The 15,558-nt window shown below is 69.7% G+C and carries 13 protein-coding genes and 4 pseudogenes; 9 read left to right on the top strand and 8 right to left on the bottom strand.

Translation table 11 applies throughout. From position 1 onward, the window contains the following. Window positions 1-496: 496 nt before the first annotated feature. Entirely contained in the window at window positions 497-1,060 is a 564-nt protein-coding gene (locus tag OHT21_RS42730) for a hemerythrin domain-containing protein (protein ID WP_328773623.1), read from the top strand. Between the two features lie 298 nt (window positions 1,061-1,358). After that, window positions 1,359-1,601: pseudogene (locus OHT21_RS42735) on the top strand (thiamine pyrophosphate-binding protein); the annotation flags it as partial. Here the strand turns inward: OHT21_RS42735 and OHT21_RS42740 are convergent. The 3 genes from OHT21_RS42740 to OHT21_RS42750 all read right to left on the bottom strand — a co-directional run bounded on the left by OHT21_RS42740 (window position 1,546) and on the right by OHT21_RS42750 (window position 3,789). After that, on the bottom strand, window positions 1,546-2,433 hold the full coding sequence (locus OHT21_RS42740; RefSeq protein ID WP_328774439.1) for a sigma-70 family RNA polymerase sigma factor: 888 nt from the start codon (window positions 2,431-2,433) through the stop codon (window positions 1,546-1,548). The pseudogene OHT21_RS42735 and the gene OHT21_RS42740 sit on opposite strands and share 56 nt — an antisense overlap. Before the next feature lie 791 nt (window positions 2,434-3,224). Then, entirely contained in the window at window positions 3,225-3,527 is a 303-nt protein-coding gene (locus OHT21_RS42745; protein ID WP_328773624.1) for a hypothetical protein, read from the bottom strand. 103 nt (window positions 3,528-3,630) lie between these two features. After that, window positions 3,631-3,789 carry a hypothetical protein gene (locus OHT21_RS42750; protein ID WP_328773625.1) on the bottom strand — a complete coding sequence of 53 codons (159 nt, stop codon included), beginning with the start codon at window positions 3,787-3,789 and terminating at the stop codon, window positions 3,631-3,633. A gap of 220 nt (window positions 3,790-4,009) precedes the next feature. Between OHT21_RS42750 and OHT21_RS42755 the strand changes: the two genes are divergently transcribed. From OHT21_RS42755 to OHT21_RS42770, 4 genes are all read left to right on the top strand, one after another. Then, window positions 4,010-4,156, top strand: a complete 147-nt coding sequence (locus OHT21_RS42755) for a hypothetical protein (RefSeq protein WP_328773626.1) — start codon at window positions 4,010-4,012, stop codon at window positions 4,154-4,156. After that, a complete protein-coding gene (locus tag OHT21_RS42760) occupies window positions 4,153-5,310 on the top strand; it encodes an enolase C-terminal domain-like protein (RefSeq protein ID WP_328773627.1) in 1,158 nt (385 codons plus the stop codon). Before OHT21_RS42755 ends, OHT21_RS42760 begins: the two co-directional genes overlap by 4 nt. A 28-nt stretch (window positions 5,311-5,338) precedes the next feature. Continuing rightward, on the top strand, window positions 5,339-8,491 hold the full coding sequence (locus OHT21_RS42765; protein WP_328773628.1) for an FAD-binding and (Fe-S)-binding domain-containing protein: 3,153 nt from the start codon (window positions 5,339-5,341) through the stop codon (window positions 8,489-8,491). A 390-nt stretch (window positions 8,492-8,881) separates the two neighbouring features. Next, window positions 8,882-9,376, top strand: a complete 495-nt coding sequence (locus OHT21_RS42770) for a hypothetical protein (protein WP_328773629.1) — start codon at window positions 8,882-8,884, stop codon at window positions 9,374-9,376. Window positions 9,377-10,071: 695 nt separating this feature from the next. Here the strand turns inward: OHT21_RS42770 and OHT21_RS42775 are convergent. Continuing rightward, the gene (locus OHT21_RS42775) at window positions 10,072-10,623 is read right to left on the bottom strand and encodes a copper chaperone PCu(A)C (protein ID WP_328773630.1); all 552 of its coding nucleotides are present in this window, start codon (window positions 10,621-10,623) and stop codon (window positions 10,072-10,074) included. A gap of 300 nt (window positions 10,624-10,923) precedes the next feature. Here OHT21_RS42775 and OHT21_RS42780 point away from each other — a divergent pair. Beyond that, window positions 10,924-11,388, top strand: a pseudogene (locus OHT21_RS42780) (PP2C family protein-serine/threonine phosphatase); the annotation flags it as partial. Here OHT21_RS42780 and OHT21_RS42785 read toward each other — a convergent pair. Then, the gene (locus OHT21_RS42785) at window positions 11,324-11,563 is read right to left on the bottom strand and encodes a hypothetical protein (RefSeq protein ID WP_328773631.1); all 240 of its coding nucleotides are present in this window, start codon (window positions 11,561-11,563) and stop codon (window positions 11,324-11,326) included. The pseudogene OHT21_RS42780 and the gene OHT21_RS42785 sit on opposite strands and share 65 nt — an antisense overlap. 276 nt (window positions 11,564-11,839) lie before the next feature. Between OHT21_RS42785 and OHT21_RS42790 the strand changes: the two are divergent. Continuing rightward, window positions 11,840-13,067 (top strand): annotated as a pseudogene (locus tag OHT21_RS42790) (RNA-guided endonuclease InsQ/TnpB family protein). Between the two features lie 36 nt (window positions 13,068-13,103). On the opposite strand, the gene OHT21_RS42795 reads toward OHT21_RS42790, so the two are convergent. Then, complete coding sequence (locus OHT21_RS42795; RefSeq protein WP_328773632.1) at window positions 13,104-13,355, bottom strand: ABC transporter permease subunit; 252 nt, start codon at window positions 13,353-13,355, stop codon at window positions 13,104-13,106. Window positions 13,356-13,461: 106 nt separating this feature from the next. Next, a pseudogene (locus tag OHT21_RS42800) lies at window positions 13,462-13,755 on the bottom strand (amidohydrolase family protein); the annotation flags it as partial. Between the two features lie 48 nt (window positions 13,756-13,803). Here OHT21_RS42800 and OHT21_RS42805 point away from each other — a divergent pair. Then, window positions 13,804-14,436, top strand: coding sequence for an Lrp/AsnC family transcriptional regulator (locus OHT21_RS42805; protein ID WP_328773634.1), 633 nt, complete (start codon window positions 13,804-13,806; stop codon window positions 14,434-14,436). Here the strand turns inward: OHT21_RS42805 and OHT21_RS42810 are convergent. Beyond that, complete coding sequence (locus OHT21_RS42810) at window positions 14,410-15,558, bottom strand: amidohydrolase family protein (RefSeq protein ID WP_328773635.1); 1,149 nt, start codon at window positions 15,556-15,558, stop codon at window positions 14,410-14,412. The two genes, OHT21_RS42805 and OHT21_RS42810, sit on opposite strands and share 27 nt — an antisense overlap.

A 15,558-nucleotide genomic window follows, 5' to 3' on the forward strand; every position in this document is an offset into this window, starting at 1 on the left:
TGAGGGCGGAGCCAGCCCATACGGCTGGGGCGACCGGCGTTCATCGCTGCCGGGTGCCGAGAGGATCGCTGCGAGCAGCAGCCCGACAGCGGCCACGACAGCGGCCACGACGGCGAACGCGACAGCGAGCCGTCGCCAGGCGGCCCGTCCTGGTGTGTGGCAGGCTCCTGAAAGCGGGGCCCGTACCGAGCGCCGTCGCCGCTGGGCCGCCGGGAGCCGGTCGGGCCAAGCCCTGGTGAGAAAGTCCTCGCGCCCAGGAGGCGGCTGCACCGTCACATCCGGTCACGGGCAGTCAGCGAGCCCGCCCTGGCCATGGCAGTGCACTACGCGCGTGCCGACGCTTTCCACAGGCGCCCAGTCAGCGCAGCGAACGAGGATCACGGCGCAGGGCCGTGCAGCTGCGGGAGGCGGGTACTCGCAGCACGGTTGCCGACCATACGACCGAGCCCTGAGCGGACACCAGGTCGGCTCAGATCAAGGAGAGGAGCGCCCGCACATGGGGCATGGAGGAAACGTCATCCAGGAGCTGACAGCGGACCATCGGGAAGTGGACGAGCTGTTCGCGCAGATCGAAACCCACACCGCGGCGGACTCCAGGCGCCGAGAGCTGGCCGACCAGCTGACCATCGAGCTCGTCAGGCACTCGGTGGCGGAGGAAGAGCACCTGTACCCGGCGGTGCGCCGGTACGTCGACGGTGGTGACGACCTCGCCGACAAGGAGATCGCCGACCACAGCGAAGTGGAGCGCCTGCTGAAGGACTTGGAGTCCTGCGAGCCCGGCGACGCGCAGTTCGACATCCTCATCGGACAGCTCAAGTCGTCGGTGACCGAACACGTCAGGGACGAAGAAGACCGCCTGTTCCGCCTGCTGGCCGGGGCCTGCCCTCCGGAAGCACTCGGTGAACTGGGCGAAAAGGTACGCCAGGCCAAAGAGACCGCGCCGACCCGCCCGCACCCCGCAGCCCCGGACACCCCGCCGCTCAACAAACTCCTCGCCCCAGGGACCGGAATGGTGGACCGGGTCCGCGACATGCTCACCGGCCGCGGCAAGCAGGACTGACCCGAAGCCGAAGACCAGCGTGGAGGGTGGCCGGGCGCACTGAGACGTACATGCTTTTTGATGCCCACGCGGATGTCAGCCACCTGATCACCGGGCTCGCGCGTTTCCGGCGCCGGGCTGCGGCTCGGCGTACGAGCGTCCGTACCGGAGGGACGTGACCGCGCCGTCCCGCGCAGGTGCCCGGGGCAGCCCGGTGTGCTTGGAGCTCACCCGAACGGACGCACGCGAAGCGGTTTGCGGGCCATCGCGGGAGGTAACCCAAGGGCCCACCGTCCTCACCACCCGTTCAGGAGAACCCATGACTGAAGTCGCCGATTACGTGCTGCAACGCCTGACGGGGTGGGGCGTACAGCGGGTGTACGGATACCCGGGTGACGGCATCAACGGACTGCTGGGTGCCTTCGACCGGGCCCAGGGAAATCCGGAGTTCATCCAGGTCAGGCACGAGGAGATGGCCGCGTTCATGGCGTGCGCGCACGCCAAGTTCACCGGAGAGGTCGGCTGCTGCACGGCCACGTCCGGCCCCGGAGCCGTCCACCTGCGCCGCCCGCGCCGAGGCCGAGGTCGTCGAGGTTTCGGCGGGCCGGGCGCCGGATGACGGCGGGCCCGGCGGACGGGCGAGCGGCGGCCTTCCGCTCGTTGTCCGGAGCCGGAGTCGGATCGGTTTCCGTCAGGGCGCCGCGCAGCTGGGCAAAACAGCGTGTCAGGATCCGCGAGACCTGCATCTGCGAGACGCCGATGTCGTCGGCGATCTGCTGTTGGGTCCACTCGCGGTAGAAGCGCAGGTAGACGACGCGACGTTCCCTGTCCGTGGGCTGCCGCACGGCCGAGGCCAACGTCACGGTGTCGACGACGCGTTCGAGCCTACGGTCCTCGGAGCCGACCAGCGACACAAGAGGAGCGCCCTCGCCGTCGGGCGCCGGGGCGTCCAGGGCACGCGGGCGGCATTCCCGGATCGCGCGCAGCGTCGACATGACGCGGTGCGTCTCGAGACCGGTGTGCTCGGCGATCTGCCCGGGCGTGGGCGAACAGCCGGCCAGTTGCTGCTCAAGCTCCTCGACGGCTTGGAAGACCTGGCCGGACGCCTCCTGCACAGGGCGGGGAAGGCGCATCGTCGTGGTCCGGTCACGGATGTGCCGCTTGAGCTCGCCGACGACGGTGGGCAGCGCGTACGAGAGGAACGCGTATCCCCGTGTGTGGTCGTATCCGTCGACGGCCTTGACCAGTCCCAGTGCCGCGACCTGCACAAGATCGTCCAAGTCCTCTCCGAGATCGCGGAAGCGGCGGGCGACCCGGCGTGCCATCGGCAGCAGCTGGCGGATCGCCCTCTCTCGGAGGGCTGTGCGGTTCGGCCCCGGGGGTTGGGCCGCCATGTCCCGCAGCAGCGCGTCGATGCTGTCCGAGGAGAGATCCGAGGCTGCTGCGGCGTCGTTCGTCCGGTGCGCATAGGTGGCTGAGGACAACGGTCCTCCTGGTCGGGTGGCGCGAGGGACGCGCGGCGGCGCGAACCCTCTGGGGCGGGGACGGACACCGTCGGCCGGCGGCGACCCGTTCTGAGCGGGCCGTCTCGGCAGGCGTAGCGAGGCTCGCTTCGCCGACCGGCCGTGGAGCGGAAGAGCGCGGACTGCGCTGCGCTCATGTCCGTTTGGTCGACGCGACCACCACCTCGCAGGAGTCGTTCCATCTCGTACGGCCCCTGGAGTCACCCGGCGAAGGTGCTGTGAAACGAACGATCACCATCCGCCGCGGGACGCGCTCCCGGCGGGGCGACAGACGGAATGCCCCCGTACGGACCCCGACGGCTCCTCACGGCACCTGCCTACCGCTACCGGTTCGCGACGGCGTGCTTGACCAATGTCTTTCCGAGTCCCACAGCAGCCCCGCCGCCGAGAGCGCGCGTCGCCCACGACGGCGGTGAAGGCGTCGACGAAGTGGACATCGAGTTCGCCGAGTGGGACAGGAGGGGCTGGCCGCGCGTGAGGACCTCAGGCGACGCGCTCGCCCAGCAGCCTGCACAGCGACCGTCGGATTCCAGACGATCACGCATGTGAGGATCTGCCCACGACGCGCCCGCGCATGGTGGGCACCAGGCACCAGGCACCAGCCGGACGCGGTCTGGGATGTGGCGGCCACCACCGATGCCATGCCCGTTGCGCCGCGTTGCTCAGCGCCCGTCGTCGACCTCGTCAGCCGGTCGCGAAGCGCCCGTGCCGTGCACCTCGTGCGGACGACGGAGCCTGCGGTGGCGTACCGCCGGACTCATCGTCGTTGCCAGACCCAGGCAGAAGATGAGCGCCAGAGCCAGGCCGGCGCAGAAGACGGCCAGCGTGTTTATCGTGGCGATGTTCTCGCCGAGTATCGACACCGTGTACTCCGGGCCGCCGGACAGGTTGTCAGCGATCACCAGGCCCGTGAAGGCCCCGGTGGCCGCGAGGAGGAGCAGACCGAGGAGGAACATCTCGTTCATCTCCTGTGAGAGTCGTGTTGGGGTCCCGGTGTACCCGCGGGCCCGGAAAGCACACGACGACCGTGGCATTCGCCACCGGATCCCGTAGTTCATGTCGAACGTCTCAGCACCGCTGTGCGGGGAGACTGCCGTGGTCGGCTGGTGCGAGCCGGAGGACGGCGAGCTGCGGAACGCGGACCAATGCCGCCTGCGGCGGCGGCGCGAAGCGTTCCACGATCGCGGCGATTTCGGCCCGCCGCCGCGCGGTGACGTCCGCCACCATGCGCCGTCCCCAGCCGGTACGGCGCGTTCCGGGGCCGTGCCTCCCGTCGCCGCCCTCCACGGCCGTAGCGCTGGTCCTGGCGCCACCATCCGGCCCTGCGTGGTGGGACGGGAACACCCACCGCCCCGTCCGTGAGAGTGGTTGGTCGGGCTCGCCGTTTAGATGCTCCGCTCACAGGTCACCCACTGGTGAGGTCAGAGCCGAGTCCGAGGGAGGCGTCATGACGCTGGTGGCCGACTTCGCGTCGTGGTGCCTGCGGGAGTGGGATGCGGGAAGGGCCTGCGGCCGTCAGACAGGGCTGATCGACGGACTCCGTACCGTCGGCAAGCAGGATCTCCACCGGCCGCACGGGAGCAACCCGCGATGACCGGGGACCCGGCCGCCGAAGCGGGCCCCGACCGTGAGGACCGTCGCGTCCATGCCGTCGACGTGCACGCCTTCCAGGTCCCCACCGACGGTCCGGACGGCAGGGAGCAGGACGGGACCCTGGAATGGGATTCCACGACCATGGTCCTGGTTCGTGTGCACGCCGGTGGGCACACCGGGCTGGGGTACACCTACGGAGACGTGTCGGTCGCCTCCTTCGTGTCCTCGAAGCTGGCCCCGCTGCTGCACGGCCAAGCCGTCTCGTCGCCGCCGGCGCTGTGGCGGCGGATGGGGCAGCAGATCCGCAACGCCGGCCGTCCCGGCGTCGGAGCCATGGCCCTGTCCGCGGTCGATGTGGCGCTGTGGGACCTCAAGGCGAGAGGGCTGGGGCTCCCGTTGGTCCAGTTGCTCCCCGCCCACCACGACCGCGTACCGGTCTACGGCAGCGGTGGCTTCACGAACTACTCCCTCGACCGCCTCGCCGACCAACTCGGCGGATGGGTGCGGCAGGGTATCCCGCGGGTGAAGCTGAAGACCTCGCGGGAGCCGGAGCGCGATCCGCAACGCCTCACCGCGGTCCGCAAGGCCATCGGTGACGAGCCGGAGCTGTTCGTCGACGCCAACGGCGCGCTCACCCGGAAGGAAGCGCTCTACTGGGCCCGCAGGTTCCACGACGAGTGGGACGTGCGATGGTTCGAGGAGCCCGTCAGCTCCGCCGACCTGGAGGGCCTGCGGATGCTGCGCGAGCGAGGCCCGGAGCGCCTGGAGGTCGCGGCGGGGGAGTACGCCTTCACCATGAGGGACTTCGTCAACCTCGTGGACGGTCCCGCCGTGGACTGTCTCCAGGCCGACGTCACCCGCTGCGGAGGCATCACGGCACTGCTGGAGGTGGCAGGACTGTCGGCGGCCCAGCACCTCGACCTGTCCGCCCACTGCGCTCCGGCGGTCTCCGCCCATGCCTTCTGCGCTGTGCGCCGCTTGAGGCACCTGGAGTACTTCCACGACCACGTGCGGGTCGAGGACCTGCTGTTCGACGGCACCCTGCCGCCGGTCGGCGGCACCGTGAGGCCCGCCACCGACCGGCCGGGGCTCGGTCTGGACATCAAGTGGGCCGACGCGGAGCCCTACCGCGTGTATGGAGCACGACCAGCCTGACCAGGCTCGCGAAGGAGAGTGGAGACCGATGGCGAAGGCATCCCGCCGGAGCACACGCGACGTGCCGACGAAGACCCACCCCGACATCGCGGGACCCCCGCGAGCCCGGCAGACCCTCCACGTCGGCAGGCTGGAGCGGGCCCTGCGCAAGGCGGTCGACGGCGAGGTGCGCTTCGACAGCGGCTCTTTGGGCCTGTACGCGCAGGACGCGTCGAACTTCCGGCAGGTGCCGGTCGGGGTCGTCGTACCCCGCACGCTGGACGACGTCGTCGCCGTGCACAAGCTGTGCCACCGTTTCGGCGCACCCGTCCTCAACCGCGGCGGCGGCACCAGCCTGTCAGGCGAGACCGTCAACGAAGCCGTCGTGATCGACCACTCCAAGTACCTGACCGATGTCGGAGAGGTGGACGCCGACCGGCGCCTGGTCACCTGCGAGCCCGGCGTCATCAACGAAGAACTCAATCGGCACACCGGCCGGTACAACCTCGTGTTCGGACCCGATCCCTCCTCCCACTCGCAATGCGTCATCGGGGGAAACATCGGCAACAACTCCTGCGGCATCCACTCGGTGCAGTCGCAGCTGTACGGCCCCGGCCCTCGCACCAGCGACAACGTGCACGCCCTGGAGGTCGTCACCTATGACGGCGCCCGCTTCTGGGTGGGGGTGAACGAGGAGGAGCACCTCGACGACATCATCGCCGAGGGCGGCCGCAAGGGCGAGATCTACGCCGCGCTGCGCGACCTGCGCGACAAGTACGCCGACGCCATCCGGGCCGGTTTCCGCTCGGAGCACTACGTGCCGCGCCGCGTGTCCGGCTACAACCTCGACGAACTCCTGGCGGAACGCGGCTTCAACGTCGCCCGGGCCCTGGTCGGCACCGAGAGCACCTGCGCCACCGCCCTGCGAGCGGTCCTCATGCTCACTCCCGCCCTTCTGCAACGCACCACCGTGGTCGTGGAGTACGACGACCTCGCCGACGCCGCCGAGCACTGCATGGAGATCATCGAGCGGTGGAAGCCGATCGGCCTGGAGGCCCTGGACGACCAGCTCATCCGAGATCAGCAATTGCAGAACATGAACGCCGAGGACATCGAGAAGCTGCCGCGGCTCGGCGGCGGGGCCTGGCTCGTCGTCCAGTTCGGCGCGGACACCCCCGAGGAGTCCCTCGATCAGGCACAGGGCTTCGTACGGTGGCTCACCGACGACAAGGGGTACGAGCCGGATCGCATCCGGGTGGCCAAGAGCAAGCAGGAGGGCGGCACCAGCGAGCACGTGTGGGCGATCCGGGAAAGCGGTCTGGGATCGACCGCCTTTCCGCCCGACGGCCAGGACCACTGGCCGGGCTGGGAGGACTCCGCGGTTCCCCCGGACAGGATCGGCCAGTACGTCCGCGAGCTGCGGAAGGTCATGGACAAGCACGGCATCACCGGCGCCATGTACGGCCACTTCGGCCAGGGATGCATCCACTGCCGGCTCAGCTTCGATCTGCGGACGGCCGGTGGCCTGGCCACCTACCGCGCGTTCATCGAGGAGGCCGCCGACCTGGCCGTGTCGCTGGGCGGCTCGGTCTCCGGGGAGCACGGTGACGGTCAGCAGCGCGGCGAGCTGCTGGAGAAGCAGTACGGACCGGAACTGGTTCAGGCCATGCGGGAGTTCAAGGCGATCTGGGACCCGCAGGGCATGATGAACCCCGGCAAGGTTGTCGATCCCTACCGGATGGACGAGAACCTCAAACTGGGCATTGACTACAACCCGCCGCGGCACGCCACCAAGTTCGCCTACCAGGAGGACGGCGGGGACTTCGCCCACGCGACCCTGCGGTGCGTCGGCATCGGCAAGTGCCGCGTGCCGCAAGCCGAGACGACGATGTGCCCCAGCTACCAGGTGACACGCGAGGAGAAGCACACCACGCGGGGCCGGGCGCGCCTGCTGTACGAGATGCTCAAGGGCGATGTCATCACCGACGGATGGCAGTCGCAGGAGGTGAAGGACGCCCTCGACCTCTGCCTGGCCTGCAAGGGGTGCACCAACGACTGCCCCGTCAACGTCGACATGCCCACGTACAAGGCGGAGTTCCTGCACCACCACTACAAGTCGCTCCGCCGCTGGCGCCCCCGCCACGCCTACGCCTTCGGGTTCATCGACCAGGCCGCCCGCATCGCCTCACGGATTCCTGAACTCGCCAATCTCGCCACTCACACGCCTGGGCTCTCCTGGATCGCGAAGCTGGCGGCGGGCATCGACCGCCGCCGCCCCTTGCCCCGCTTCGCCCCGATGACGCTCCAGGAATGGTTCGTCCGGCGAGGGGGCGCCGCCAACCCGGCCGGCCGCCCCGTCGTGCTGTTCCCCGACACCTTCAACAACCACTTCCACACGAACGTCGGCGTGGCTTGCGTCGAGGCCATCGAGGCCGCGGGCTGGCGAGTCGTCATGCCCGAGCAGCACATCTGCTGCGGACGGCCCCTGTACGACTACGGCTTCCTCGACACCGCCGAACGCTATCTCCACCGGGTGCTGGACATCCTGCGCCCCCACCTGAGGGCCGACACGCCCATCGTCGGCATGGAGCCGAGCTGCCTGGCCGTCTTCAAAGACGAGTTGCCCAAACTGCTGCCGCACGACGACGACGCCAAGCGGCTGACCCGCAACGCCTACCACTTCCCCGAGTTCTTCCAGGCCTTTGGCATCGAACCCCCTCAACTCGACGGCAAGGCACTGCTGTGGGGCCATTGCCACCAACGTGCCACCGGCGGTATGACCCCCGAACAGGAACTGCTGGAGACGATGGGGCTGGACGTGCAGAACCTCCAAGGTGGGTGCTGCGGCCTCGCCGGGTCCTGGGGCTTCGAATCCGGCAAGTACGGCATCTCCCTCGACTGTGGCGAGCAGGCCCTGCTGCCCGCCGTACGCGACGCCGCCGACGACTGTCTGGTGGTGGCCGACGGTTTCTCCTGCAAAACACAGATCAAGGACGCGGGCACCGGGCGGCACGCCCTGCACGTCGCCGAAGTGATGAGACTGGCACGCGAGAAGGGCACCCAAGCCGTATCCCGGCTGCCCGAACGCGGCGCCGCACCTCTCCCGACCCCGCCGCTGCGGGAACGAGCACTTCGCACCGTGACCGCCGCTGCCCTCGGAGCGGCCGTCACCGCACTCGGGGTGCGCGCCGTGCGCCGCTGAGCCACAGGGCGGCCGGCGGACGGGTCCGTGTTTCGGTGCCCGCAGCTCGTCACGGTATTGGAGGCCATCAGCCCAGCGGGCGGCGTCGGTTGAGCGGCAGGTGCGGTCCGGGACCGGCCGACAGCATGTCCCCTCCGAAGGCCGACAGATCCCGATCCGGGCCGGTTGGGCTCTGGCCGACCTGGGTCGCGGGCTCACCCGCACCACGCTGTCGTCCTGACCGTCCCGGAGCACGAGGCAGTGTCTGGGGGCCGGCAAGTGGCACCGCTGCTCCTCCCAGGTAGTGCGGGCGGGACCCGCGGTGGCGGGTGGCACTGGGGGCCGTACCGGCATGGAGAATGACAAAACTATGTGAACAGGGCTGATCACTCATGGTGGAACCAGGCAGGCATGCACCTCAATCACCTGGCACACGGACTGCGGGCCTCGCTGCGCAACAACGGGCAGGCCTACGGGTTCTCAGTGTCGATCACCGCGGCTTTGGCCCTGCTGAACACCGAAGCCAAGGTGTCCGGAGCGGCGCACATCATCTATTTCGCCCTGGGCGCGGCCGTTGCGTTCAGTGTTCTGCAGGCGATCGCGTCGAACAGCTTTCGCAAGCCGTTGGAGCAGGAGCCCAGCACAGTCACGGCCATGGGTATCTCTCTCAGTGTCGTTTCTGTAGGAACATCGGCGGTGCTGGCATGGACCACCGCACATTTCATCGGCGGTGTGATCGCCTGGCCGGTGACCGCTTTCCTGGTGTCCGTCGTCTATGTGCTGGTGGCCGGATTGGAACTCGCCATCGCTCAGCGGGCGCAGGAGTCGTCGTCCCACGGTGAGGCGACTGAGCGGAAGACCGCCGAAGAAGAGGAGGAGCGTCGCAGCGACGGTGAGAAGGAGTAGACCCTGGACTGCCTTCCCGGCTCCTACTGCTGGATCGGAGGTGGGCCGTCGGGCAGCGGACGGTGAGCGAGATGTCAGTGCGTTCGGTGATGCGGCACCGGTCAGGAGCCGGGCACAGTGTGGTCGCTGCTGCGGCCGACGGTGAGGCCGGCGGAACGGTCGAAGGGGTCTTCGGGGTCGGGGAAGGCGTTGAGGCTGTCGCCGGCCTTTGCACTCCCTGGCTGCCGCTTTCCCGCTGCTCAACGCTACGGCCTCCCGGAAGGAGGCCGGAGCGGCATCATCCCTTGCGTTCGCACCACTCACCCCGCGCCGGAACGGCCACGGGAGGGCGTCTCCGTGACACAACTGCTGCGCCGACTGGCCATGATCCCCGGGCACGGCCCGGCCGCGCAGCCGGCACCGCGCGGCAGGCGGCACCATCGTTGGGACGGTTCACCGTCCGATGAGTCGGCGAGCACGGTCGGCGGGTGGGGCGTACGCCACCCAAGCAGGAGGCCGGTGTCACCGCGGCCGCCCAGGCCGAGGCGCCGTGGCTTGCCGGTGGGCAGCCGGGCGGGGCCATGACACGGCGGAGCCCGGAGGTTGGCGTGAACCGTCGCCGAGGGCGGCGTGGCGCGTCCGACCGAGCGACCCACATCGCGCCGTGCGCACCGTTCCTGGATCGCTCATTGCCGGCGGTCACTGCCTCGTTGGCGTCATTCGTCCGGTGAGGGGGATGTCAGTCCTGGTGCGTCGGTGGCGTCGTCGTCGACGTAGGTGGGGATCTGGGAGTGCACCTGCAGTGCGATCTCGCCGGCTCGTTCGAAGCGTAGGGTGATCCACACGTAGTCCCCGCCTCGGATCTGCTGGCGCAGGTCCCTGAGCAGCAGATGGGCGCGTCCTTTCTCCAGTTCGACGAGATTCCCGGTGGGCAGTGGGACCGGGCCTCGGACAGTGCCGTCCGTGCTCACGATGTCCACGGAGCGTGCGACGGCCGTCTCCGCGCCGAGCAGCCTGTCCTCGCGTTGTCCCTGGTTGAACAGCCAGAGATAGAAGGGAGCGTCGTCGCCCGGTTCCCACGGGCCGTCGGGGGGTTCGGCGATGTGTGCGTAGCGGATCAGGACGGGTCCGAGACGGGCGTTGGCGCCCGGCGGGTTGTACTCGTTCTCTGTGCTGCCGCATCCCGTCGCCCCCCACATCACCGCGAGACAGCCCGCCACGACGAAAGCGACTGCCCTCCGCCACGGCCCCGTCATGATTGCGTACATCTCTGTGCCACCTCTCGTTGACGTTTCCGCAGTACACAGGCCACCGCTGACAGGCATGCCACGCTCTTGCGGTCTGACGTCACCCTTTCGGCCAGACGGAGGACTCATCAGGGGAGCGCAGGCTGTGAGCGAATGGGAGGGGCAAGCCGCCCGGGAGTCCGACCGGTCTGCCAGGGCGCATCACCACAGCGGGCACTGGACGTGAGCGGCGACACGAACGCTCGCCGGGCTGAGGGGCGGGCGTGGGAAACCGCCACTTGACGCCCGAGCTCCACGAACGGGCCTCCGTGCGCGCTCCCCATCGGACGCCGCGAAGAGGAGCTGGTCGGCGTGCGGTCGATCGCCGAGGTCACCCAGCGAATGCTGCTGCGCCCCGTGCCCCTGACAGTGGGACCGCTGCAGGCGGCGGTGTCGTACACCTCGGCCGTGGCCGAGGCGCACATCGGCGGTGATCTGTACGAGGTGGTGGCCTCACGGCGTGGTGTCCGGGTCATCGTGGGCGATGTGCAGGGCAAAGGGCTGGCCGCCGTTGAGACGGCCGCCGTGGTGCTGGGCGCGTTCCGGGAGGCGGCGCATGACGAGGCGGAGCTGGCAGGGGTCGGCGCACGTCTGGAGCGCAGCGTCTCCCGGGAGGTGGAGGGCGAGAAGTTCGTCACCGCCGTCCTCGCCGAGATCGGCTCCGACCACAGGGACGTCTTCCTCAACTACGGTCACCCGGCTCCGATACTCGTGCGGCGCGACGGCACAGCAGACTTTCCCGAGCCCTCGGGGGGATACCGAACTTGCCGTCCACGACGTTCAGATCGAGGTGGCCCACCTGCGCCGCCCGTACACGTACGAGGGTCTGGCCGGGCTCCCGTACGGGCACCGGCCGCTGCACCAGCCGGGGCAGGGTGCCGAACTCTTCCAGGACAAGGGCACGCGAGGTCTCGCCACTCACAGCGTCACCTGTTTCTTGCGGGAGGCCCTGGTGTTCACGCCGAGGGGGAATCGCATCCGGGTGTTGCGACGCGGAGCGTCGCCGTATCCGGTTCAGGGCGCGGAGCGCCCGTACCGCTGTCAGCATCGCCGAGGGCGGTACGAACGCGCGTGCCCGTGATCGCTGGTCAGGGTGGCGGCCGGGGGATCGGGGTGCGTTTGTGCTGGCTTCGCACATATGGTCCTTCGCCGGGTCCGGGACGACACTGTGTCCCGGCCAGGAGCGTGAGGGGGCGAGATGGCGCAGGTGACGGCGGCTGCGGAGGCCGGACAGGCCCGCTACACCTACCGGCTGCGCGTGTCGTTGACCGCCCGCACCGCCCTGGCGGCGGAGTGGGACCGGTGCCGCTGGGTGGAACGAGTGTGTGGCCAAGTCGAAGCAGGTCCATGCCTGGAACCAGAACCGTCCCGAGGGCACCGACAAGCAAACGTGCGGCCCGGCCCAGCTCGACAAGATGCTGACCGACGCCCGCGCCCGCACGCCGTGGCTGCGGGAGGGCTCGTCGGTTCCCCAGCAGCAGCTCATCCGGGCCTTCGGCAAGTCCAGGGCCAAGGCGCAAAAGGACATCCGCGAGGGGGTCCCGCTGCACCGCCGGGCGGGGATGCCGACGTGGAAGACCAAGCGCGAGACGCTGCCCACGCTCAACTACACCCGGCGCGGCTTCCGTCTCAAGGGCGGCAGGCTGCACCTGGCGGGCGGCATCGCCCTCACCGTGGTGTGGTCCCGAGACCTGCCCGCCGACCCGACGTCGGTGCGCATCTACCGGGACAGCATCGGGCACTGGTACGCCAGCTTCGTCGTCCCCGCCAAGGTGCAGCCGCTCCCCGCCACCGGCCGCGCACTCGGCGTCGACTGGGGTGTGAAGGAGACCGCGACCACCACCTCCGACGCGCACGACCTGCCGCACGCCGAGCACGGCAAGAAGGCCCAGACGAAGCTGACCCGGTACGACCGGATGATGGCCCGCCGCAAACCGAAGCAGGGCAAGGCCGGGTCGAGGGGCTACCGCGCGGCGAAGACACTGCGGGCGAAGGCACACAAGAAGGTCGCGAGGCAGCGTGAGGACACCGGCCGCAAGTGGGCCAAACGCGTTGTGATCGACCATGACGCCATCGCGGTGGAGGACTTCCATCCGAAATTTCTGGCCAGGACCACCATGTCCCGTAAGGCCGCCGACGCCGCCATCGGCGCCACCAAGGCCGCTCTGATCGAGATGGGCCGCAAGCACGGGCGGGACATCCGCCTGGTACACCCCGCGCACACCACGATGGACTGCGCGCAGTGTGGAGCGAGAGCCAAGCACGCACTGCCGCTGGGTGAGCGCACCTACACCTGCACCGCCTGCGGAACCGTGTCCCCACGGGACAAGAACTCCGCACGCGTGATGCTCGTCCGGGCTGGTCTCAAGCCGGCTGGTGCCGAGGGCGGAAGACCTCCTGGAGCGCTGCTCCAGGAGGCGGCCTGAGCCAGGAATCCCCTCCCCCTTCAGGGAGGGGAGGATTCAATCCGTATCGACGCAGGACCCGCGGGAAGCGACGATCCACAGCACGCGGTCAAAGACGAACCCCAGGATGCCCAAGGTAATGATCCCGACGAAGACCCAGTTGATGCGCTCGTAGTTGCGGGACGTCCAGATCAGCGAGCCGAGCCTGACCTGGGCGGCGACGATCTCGGCGGAGACGATGGTCAGGAAGCTGTTGCCCATGGCCAGGCGAGCTCTGGTGACGATGTACGGCACGGTCGACGGCAGCACGATCCCCTGCAGGATCTGTCGGCGGCTCGCGCCCAGACTCGCCGCCGCCGCAGTCTCGACCCGCTCACAGCCATCACGCAGGCGCTCGTGTTGAACGTGACGATGGGCCCGTCTCGACGGCGGTGCGGTAGCCCACGGACAGACCACCCACGTCACGGGCCGTGGTGATGCCCGCGTCAAGGGTCTGCCGCATCCGCGTGGCCGTGTCCAACGTGACCAGAACGGGGTCGAGTTCGGCGCGACGACCGGGCGGCGAGCCCTGCGCATAGGCGAGATGGACATGGCAGTCGAAGAAGCCGGGCAGCACCGTACGGCCCCCGGCGTCGACTGTCCGCGTCGGCGTGACGTCCTCGGGCGCCGAAGCGGCGGGGCCGGCGTAGGTGATGGTTCCCTCGGCGTCGATGCGACACCGGGTGTACGGGCTAGCCCTACCCACCTGTCGACGGGCGTGCCCACCGAGGGCAGCCGTTGGAGGCTGCGCAGCCTGGACTCGCTCCAGTGCGCCAGGATCGAGGCGGCCCTGCCCGCGCCACCGGCCGCTGTCGAGCCCACAGGATGGGACGGCCTCGACGCGCGGCTCATGGAACTGCTGGGCACCGACGGCCGGATGTCCCTGCGCGAACTGGCGGCGGCGACGGTAGCGGGCCTGACAACGGTCCGCCGCAGACTCCAGTCTCTGCTCGCCTCACGGGTGAGCCTGCGCTGTGACCTGGCCCGACCCCTGTCCGGCTGGCCGTTGTCCGCGGTGTACTTCGCGTCCGTACCCGGCCAGTACCTGGCGGAGACCGTACGGGTGCTGTCCGGTGTGCGGGAGGTCCGGTCGTGCGCGATCACGGCGGGACCCCACAACCTCGTCATCGACGTCTGGCTGCGTGAGCTGGCCGACGTCCACACCTTCGAGGCACACCTCTCGCGCCGGCTGCCCCGCCTGGCCATCGGCGACCGGTCCGTGGTCCTGCGCACGGTCAAGCACATGGGCCGGCTGCTGGACAGCGACGGCCGCTGCGTGGGCGTCGTACCGCTGCGGAACCCGCAGGGCCCTGAGCCGTCCGCCTCAGGCTCGGACCTCTGCGTGGGATAGCGGGAGCCCGTACACGCGGCAGGCGTTGTCGCGCCCCATCCACCTGCTGATCCGGAGCGCGTCGGGCAGGCTCATCTCGTCGGCGTCCACCCGGTCCTGGAGCAGCCCCGCCAGTCCGTGCCGGAAGGCGAGAGCACCGAGATGGTAGAACTCCGCGACTCCGTAGGCGTCGGAGCTGTAGAGCAGTTTGCGGAACGGGGTGATCTCGAGCGCCTCCTCCAGGATCGCCCGGGCCCGCGCGGGGCCGACGTAGTGCAGGGTGAGACCGACATCGAGGTACACCTGCTCGAAGACCGTCGCCAGGTAGGCGGCCTGGCGCTGATAGGGCCAGCAGTGCAGGAGCAGCACTGGAATGGTGCCAGAGGTCAGGTGCAGCCAGTCGGTCAGGAGGGTCGGATCCACCCGGTGCATCCGGATGTCGCTGTCCCCGAAGCCGGTGTGCAGCTGGAGCGGCAGCCCGAGGTCCACGGCGGTCCACAGCAAGTGCCGTACGAGGACCGGGTCGTCCAGGCGTCCGCCGCGCGCGAGCCACCGCCGGGCCGCCCCGGTGACCTCCGGGTCCGAGGGGCGAACCGGGTCCAGGTCGAAGCCGGTGCGGTAGGCGGCCACCGACTTCACCGCGACGACGCCCGGCCGCCGTATGGCATCCCACGCCGCCGCCCGGAAGACGTCCGCGTACGCGTCCGGCTCGACCCCCTCCGCCGCCACGGCCTCGGCGACGCTCTCCAGCCGTACGACCTCGTACGCGGCCCCGCCGACGACCTCGGCCAGTTCCCGCGGCGTGGTGAGGCGACCTGGCGCGAACCCGGTGTCCACACAGAACACGTCCGTGCCCGCGGCGGCGAGAAAGCGCCGGTCGACCTCGTGCCGGCCCAGTTCGGCCCGCCGGGCGAGGTACTCCTCGGGCGGTGCGTGGCGCGGCAGGTCCAGCAGGGGAGCGCAGTGGCGGCGGATCGCCACGCCGACAGGGCTGTCGAACGGTGAGATCCCGGGCCAGGTCCCGCCCTCGGTGATCAGCGACTCGAAGCGCTCGCGGTCCGGGTCGGCGGTGACGACACCATGGCAGTGGTGGTCCACCAACCGCAGCGCGGCGAGCGTCTCTTGGACGGGTCCGGCGCGCAT

Origin of the sequence: Streptomyces sp. NBC_00286 (assembly GCF_036173125.1) — a bacterium.
Lineage (GTDB): Bacteria > Actinomycetota > Actinomycetes > Streptomycetales > Streptomycetaceae > Streptomyces.